Origin of the sequence: Phenylobacterium sp. (assembly GCF_020402505.1) — a bacterium.
GTDB lineage: Bacteria > Pseudomonadota > Alphaproteobacteria > Caulobacterales > Caulobacteraceae > Phenylobacterium.
Map to the genome: position 1 here is coordinate 1 of NZ_JADBZL010000113.1, position 2,690 is coordinate 2,690.

Here is a 2,690-nt window from a genome sequence, read left to right on the forward strand (position 1 = left end):
GACATGGGCGGCACGCGGTTCCTGCCCGGCAGCCACCTGCGCAAGGTCAGCGAGGCGGCCATCGCCCGCTACCAGAACATCCGCGGCCAGCAGCACATGGTCTGCGAGGGCGGGACCCTACTCTTCCTGCACTCGGGCATCTGGCACGGGGGCGGGGTCAACCACTCCGACAGGACCCGGACCATGTTCAAGGTGCGGATCAATCCCTCGCGCTCGCAGGTCCGCCAGTTCGACGTCTCGACCCTGCAGCCCCAGGAGTCGCAGCGGCCGATCTTCTACCTCAAGGGGCCCCTGCCCCCGTCGGTAGAGCAGATCCTGATGACCCAGGAGCCCTGGTTCGAGAACGACACCGGCCGGCTGGAGCTGCTGAACCGGGTGAAGCTGTGGCGCTACCTGACCGGCGATCCGGACTATGACGCCGACTACTGGGCGACCCGGATCGAGAACCTGGCGGACGCTTGAGGGGCGCGATGATCGACCTCTTCTACGCCCCGACCCCGAACGGCTGGAAAATCTCGATCTTCCTCGAGGAGGCGGGCCTGCCGTATACGGTGCGCCCCGTGAACATCGGGCGGGGCGAGCAGTTCGTCCCGGACTTCCTCGCCATCAGTCCGAACAACCGAATCCCGGCCATTGTCGACAACGACCCGGCCGGCGGCGGCCCTCCCGTCTCCGTCTTCGAGTCGGGCGCCATCCTGCTCTACCTGGCGGAGAAGACCGGGCGGTTCCTGCCCGTGGACCTCCGCGGGCGCACGGCGACCCTGGAATGGCTGATGTGGCAGATGGGCGGGCTGGGCCCCATGCTGGGACAGCACGGGCACTTCCGGCTCTACGCTCCCGAGCCCATCCCCTACGCCATCGACCGATACGCCCGGGAGGCCGAGCGCCTCTACGGAGTGCTGGACCGGCGACTCGCCGCCACCGGCGCCTGCGTGGCGGGCGAGGCTTTCACCATCGCCGACATGGCCATCTTTCCCTGGGTGGTGACCCACAAGGCCCAGGGCCTGACCCTGGACGACTATCCCGCCGTAAAGGCCTGGTTCGCGGCCGTGCGCGCCCGGCCCGGCGTCCAGGCCGGCATGGCGGTGGGTCGCGCGACCCGGCCTGCGGAGATGGACGCCGAGACCCGACGCAACCTGTTCGGACAGGGCGCCGCCAAGCCCGGGAGCCCGGCATGATCGAGGCCTATTTCGACTGTTCCAGCCCGTGGACCTACCTGGCCTTCGAGGGGCTCCTTTCCCTCTCCAAGGAACTGGACGTCCCGGTCGAGTGGAAGCCGATCCTGGTCGGCGGCATCTTCAATACGGTCAATCCGAGCGTCTACGCCCAACGGGCCGACCCGGTGCCCGCCAAGGCCCGCTACATGCTCAAGGACCTGGGGGACTGGGCGCGCCATGCGGGGCTGAATATCCGCTTCCCGCCCTCGGTCTTCCCCGTGAACAGCGTCAAGGTCATGCGCGGCTGCCTCCACCTGGCGCCGAGGGGCCAGCTTGTCCCCTTCGCCCGGGCGGCCTTCGAGGCCTACTGGGGCGATGACCTGGACATGTCGAAGGACGAGGTCGTGGCCGAGATCTGCCGGCGCGCCGGGGTGGACACCGAAGACCTCTTCGCCGGCATCGCCCGCCCGGAGGTGAAGGACCAGCTGAGGGTCAACACCGAGGCGGTGGTCGCCCGGGGAGGCTTCGGCAGCCCGACGATCTTCGTCGGCGGGACCGACATGTACTTCGGCAATGACCGTCTGCCCCTGGTGCGCGAAGCGGTTCTGAGGGCCCGGACCGGGGGCTGAATTCCCTCGAAACGGAACGGGAACATGCTAGAACCGCGGCATGGCCGACGCCGCCGCGGATTCCCTGTCCCTGCCCCCCCGTTTCGACGCCTGGTTCGCGGCGCAGGGCTGGTCGCCGCGTCCCCATCAGCTGGAGATGGTCGCCCGGGCGCGGGCCGGTCGCGACGCCCTGCTGATCGCGCCGACCGGGGGCGGCAAGACCCTGGCCGGGTTCCTGCCGACCCTGGTGGAGCTGGCCGGGCGGCCCCGGGAGGGGCGGCGCGGGGTCCACACCCTCTACATCTCGCCGCTCAAGGCCCTGGCCGTGGACGTGGAGCGCAACCTCGCCCGGCCGATCCGGGAGATGGGCCTGGACATCACCGCCGAGAGCCGCACCGGCGACACCGGCGTGGCGCGGCGGAAGAGGCAGAAGGAGCGGCCCCCCGACATCCTCCTGACCACGCCGGAGCAGCTGGCCCTGTTCTGCGCCTGGGAAGGCTCGCGCCTGTACTTCGAAGACCTGGCCTGCGTGGTCATCGACGAGATCCACGCCCTGCACGCCTCCAAGCGCGGCGACCTCTTGTCCCTCGGCCTCTCGCGCCTGTCGGCCCTGGCGCCGCGCCTGCGGCGCACCGGCCTGTCGGCGACTGTGGACGACCCCGCGGTCATCCAGCGGTGGATGGGCGACGGGGAGCGGCCCGTCGACCTCGTGCGCGGGCCGCCCGGGGCGACGCCGCAGGTGGACCTCCTGCTCTCGGGCGGCCGCACGCCCTGGGCGGGGCACACGGCCCAGCACGCTATGGCCGAGGTCTACGCGGCCATCCGCGCGGCGCGTACGACCCTGGTCTTCGTCAACACCCGCTTCCAGGCCGAGTTCGCCTTCCAGGAGCTGTGGAAGCTGAACGAGGAGAACCTGCCCATCGCC

4 protein-coding genes are annotated in these 2,690 nt (G+C 70.4%); all 4 read left to right on the top strand.

All coding sequences use genetic code 11. The features are described from left to right. Positions 1-462, top strand: a 462-nt coding sequence (locus tag IM632_RS08505) for a phytanoyl-CoA dioxygenase family protein (protein WP_296552221.1), incomplete at its 5' end; no start/stop codon positions are given. An 8-nt stretch (positions 463-470) separates the two neighbouring features. Then, on the top strand, positions 471-1,178 hold the full coding sequence (locus tag IM632_RS08510; RefSeq protein ID WP_296503138.1) for a glutathione S-transferase N-terminal domain-containing protein: 708 nt from the start codon (positions 471-473) through the stop codon (positions 1,176-1,178). Continuing rightward, positions 1,175-1,786, top strand: a complete 612-nt coding sequence (locus IM632_RS08515) for a 2-hydroxychromene-2-carboxylate isomerase (protein WP_296552222.1) — start codon at positions 1,175-1,177, stop codon at positions 1,784-1,786. Before IM632_RS08510 ends, IM632_RS08515 begins: the two co-directional genes overlap by 4 nt. Before the next feature lie 40 nt (positions 1,787-1,826). Then, the coding region (locus IM632_RS08520) for a DEAD/DEAH box helicase (protein ID WP_296552223.1) at positions 1,827-2,690 on the top strand (864 nt) is incomplete at its 3' end.